At 39.5% G+C, this 4229-nt stretch carries 2 protein-coding genes; both read right to left on the bottom strand.

Annotated features, from left to right (window positions below; translation table 11 throughout):
• Positions 1-596 precede the first annotated feature (596 nt).
• Positions 597-2192, bottom strand: coding sequence for a BCCT family transporter (locus MTF64_RS19785; RefSeq protein ID WP_096739834.1), 1596 nt, complete (start codon positions 2190-2192; stop codon positions 597-599).
• A 183-nt stretch (positions 2193-2375) separates the two neighbouring features.
• Positions 2376-3791: a sodium:alanine symporter family protein gene (locus tag MTF64_RS19780; RefSeq protein WP_024033645.1), complete on the bottom strand. Its 1416-nt coding sequence runs from the start codon at positions 3789-3791 to the stop codon at positions 2376-2378.
• Between the last annotated feature and the right edge of the window lie 438 nt (positions 3792-4229).

Here is a 4229-nt window from a genome sequence, read left to right as displayed (position 1 = left end):
ATTGGTAGACACAAGGGATTTAAAATCCCTCGACTAACAAGTCGTGCCGGTTCAAGTCCGGCCTCGGGCACCACTTTTACTAAAGTCCTTTTAGTAAATTAAATATTCCCTATTTTAAATAAATACCCATCTGTTATATAACAATCACTTTGTTTATGTTTTTGCCTATTCCTTAAAAATTAATAGCAATTGGCTTAATCAAGTGACTAATTTTAAGGCAGACAATCGTGCTTAAATCAGAGCATACACATTGTTACACGTTAGCGTTAGTTGTTTAAACCTATATTACTTTCCCCATACCTCTTTGCTGCTGCCGTCTAAATCCAATTCAGTTCATTAAAGCAATTTTGCATACATGCGCGACTACCTGATGATATAAACTTGATAGCTAAAGGTGTAACTAATAGCGCTTGGTTATTATGCACTTACATACGCGCGCTACTTATTTAAAACAACGTGTTTTAGAGGTGTATTGCCAAAGCTAAACAGTTTGATAATTAAATACGTTCGTTAATGTATTAGCTGAAGTGTAGGTAAGGGAGGAAATAAAGTGCAAAGCAAAGCGACACAAGGCCGCTTTGCTAAAGTACATAATGCTATAACTTTGTTTGTGCTTTATAAATAGGGTATTCGCTCATTAAACCTTGAATAAGCGCCACGCACATTAAAATAAGCACAATTGAGAAAGGTAACGCAGTGGTTACTACTCCCGATTGCAAGGCCTGCAAGGCTTGAGAGCCACCTACCCACAGTAATACGGCGGCTATTGCCCCTTCAATCGATGCCCAAAATATACGTTGTGGTACCGGCGCATCAATTTTTCCGCCAGCGGTTATGCCATCTATTACAAGTGAGCCAGAATCAGAAGAGGTAATAAAAAATACTAAAACAAGCACAATTGAGATCACACTAATAAGGCCACTAAGCGGAAGCTGCTCATAAACCTGAAATAGCGTTACAGAGATATCGGTTAACCCGTTTTGCCCAAGTGGGCCTACTTTATCAATAATTTGTGAAATCGCTAAATTACCAAATACCCCCATCCACACTAAGCTTAATAGTGTTGGCAGGCCAATGACGACTAATAAAAATTCTCGCACGGTACGGCCTCTAGAAACACGGGCAATAAACATTCCTACAAACGGCGACCACGATATCCACCATGCCCAGTAAAATACTGTCCAGGCATGCATCCAGTCTTCATCTTCACGGCCAAACGGATTACTAAGCGGAACCATATGTTCTACATATGCACCAAAGGTAAACCATATTGCTGTAATTGAGTCACTAAAAGTAAGCGATATTATGGCAACGAGTAAAATAAATGCACATATAAGATTGATGTTACTAAGTACTTTCACACCCCCTTCAATGCCTTTAATAACAGAAACAATAGCAATACAGGTAACGAGCGCTATAACTGTAATTTGAAAAGCGGTACCGTAGTCAGTGCCCATTAAATAATTAATACCACTTGTTGCTTGCTGTGCCCCTAAACCAAGAGACGTTGCTAAACCAAAAAGCGTGGAAAGTACAGCAAGTATATCAATAACGTGACCAAGCCAGCCCCAAGCACGATCGCCAAATAAGGGATAAAACACGGAGCGTATAGATAAAGGAAGGCCTTTATTGTAAGCAAAAAACGCTAAGCTAAGTGCAACAATGGCGTAAATTGCCCAACCATGTAAGCCCCAGTGATACATGGTGGCGCCCATGGCTAAAGAGTGCGCTTCTGGGGTATTTGGCTCTGCGTTCATTGGCATTAAATACCAATCAGTATAATAGGCTGCGGGCTCTGCAACACCCCAAAATAGTAAACCAATCCCCATTCCTGCGGCAAATAACATTGCCAGCCATGAGAGATAACCATGTTCAGGTTTTGCATCAACACCCCCTAAGCGAATTTTACCAAGAGGGGAGAGCGCAAGTGCAAAGCAAAATAATACGAAACCATTAGCAATCAACATGAAGTAGCTATCAAATTTATTGATAATGGCATCTTTAGTTGAGGTAAGTGCTTCCCTGACGACTTCAGGGTCAAGCAATAAGGTAAGGGCAACAAATAATATGACTAAAAATGCGCTTATTCCAAACACTGGGTTATGAACATCAAACCCCCATTTTTGTACGTTATCTTGACCTACCTGATAATCGGTAGTGTCAATACTGTATTTGTTCAATTGGTCATCCATCATGACTCCTTTATATTATAGATAACAAACTTCAATTTTATAGTACGTAAGTAAATCAAAAAGCGCCTATTACTGATATTTAATTATGGTATATATCTCTGAAATACATTAATAAATTTTTATATAGTTTGAAAGGCAAAAAAAAGCGAGCTAATGCTCGCTTAATAATTTTTTAATTTAGCGTTACTTCCACGCGTTAGGATCAACCTCTTTGGCAAGCTTAGGGTGCTTGTCTTTGTCAAACGTAGGTAATACACCTTGCTTGTTTTGCGCGTTGTAATCTTTTGATAACCACACAACAACGCCTGAAAGCATAAACAGTGCAACTACGTTTACAATAGCCATAAGGCCCATAGAAATGTCAGCAAGTGTCCAAATAATACCTAGTTCACCAATGGCACCAAACATAACCATACCTAATACAAGTAATCTAAATATAAACATTCCTTTGGTAGAGTTGTGCTCTAAAAACATTAGGTTTGTTTCGGCATATGAGTAATTCGCGACAATAGAGGTAAATGCAAAAAACAAAATGGCAATGGCAATAAAGTAAGTACCCCAGTCACCAACGTGCTCTTGTAGTGCAGCTTGCGTTAACTCTATTCCTAATACACCCGATTCAGGCACAAGTTGATTAGACAGTAAGATTAATGAGGCTGTGGCTGTACAGATCACAATAGTATCTATAAATACACCTAGCATTTGCACATACCCTTGCGAGGCTGGGTGCGGTGGATAAGGTGTTGCCGTTGCTGCGGCATTGGCTGCGCTACCCATACCGGCTTCGTTTGAAAACAAACCGCGCTTAATACCTTGGATCATAGCTTGCGTTACACCATAGCCAATTGCACCGGCGCCTGCTTGCTCTAAACCAAAAGCACTTTTTATTATAAGTACAATAACATCAGGTAGGGCAGTAAAGTTAATCGCACATACATATATAGCAACTAGCAAATAGGCAAGCGCCATAAATGGAACAACCATTTCGGCAAAACGTGATATTGTTTTTAATCCACCAAAAATAATGATGCCTGAGCCAATTACAAGTGCAATGCCTACTATATACTTAGGTACATCAAACGCTACTTCAAATGCGGCTGCAATAGAGTTTGACTGTACAGCATTAAATACCAGGCCAAAGGCTAAAATCAAGCACAATGAAAACAACACACCCATCCAGCGTTTGCCTAAACCACGCTCCATATAATAAGCAGGGCCACCTCTAAAGTTGCCATCAGCGTCTTTAGTTTTATAAGCTTGCGCTAACGTACTTTCTGCAAAGCTAGTTGCCATACCTATTAAAGCAATCAGCCACATCCAAAATATAGCCCCAGGGCCACCTAAATAAAGTGCCACGGCAACACCGGCCATATTACCTGTTCCAACACGCGCCGCTAAAGAAGTACAAAAAGCCTGAAAAGAAGAAATCTCATCTCCACCACATTTACGTGAGCCAAACATAACTTTAAACATATGGGGGAATTGTACAAATTGAATAAAGCCTAACCGAATGGTAAAAAAGACACCTGCTGCTATTAATAAGTAGACGAGAACTTGGCCCCAAAGTAAGGCACTTATACTATTTATTATATCTGTCATGAATACTACCTAAGTACATGAGTTGAAAAAGTGCTGGCAACTTACCATAACAAATCAAAAGAGTTTAGTTTTAAAAGCAAAAAAGCGGTCTTATCCACAGGCTTTTGTGGGTAACATGTGTTTTTAATGTGAGGTTCTTATGGGTATAAATTAAATGCAATTTTATTCAATAAAACGCTTGCGTATAAAACGTTTCTCCCTATAATGCGACCCCACTGAGACGGCAGAGCAGGCAACGCTTAGCGAGGCAAGCAAACCACTTAGTAAGTCGAGTAAAACTTAGTTTTAAAAATTTCAATTTTAACAAAATTAAGTGTTGACAAAAAAATAGGAAAGCGTAAGATGCGCAGCCCTAGCGAGGTAAAGTTTAACGCTTTAATCGCAACGTTCTTTAACAATATAAAGCAATCATCTGTGTGGGCACTCGTACAGATTGAG

Source organism: Pseudoalteromonas sp. 2CM41L (genome assembly GCF_023161905.1).
GTDB classification, from domain to species: domain Bacteria; phylum Pseudomonadota; class Gammaproteobacteria; order Enterobacterales; family Alteromonadaceae; genus Pseudoalteromonas; species Pseudoalteromonas atlantica.
This window is presented reverse-complemented; position numbering and strand designations above follow the sequence as displayed.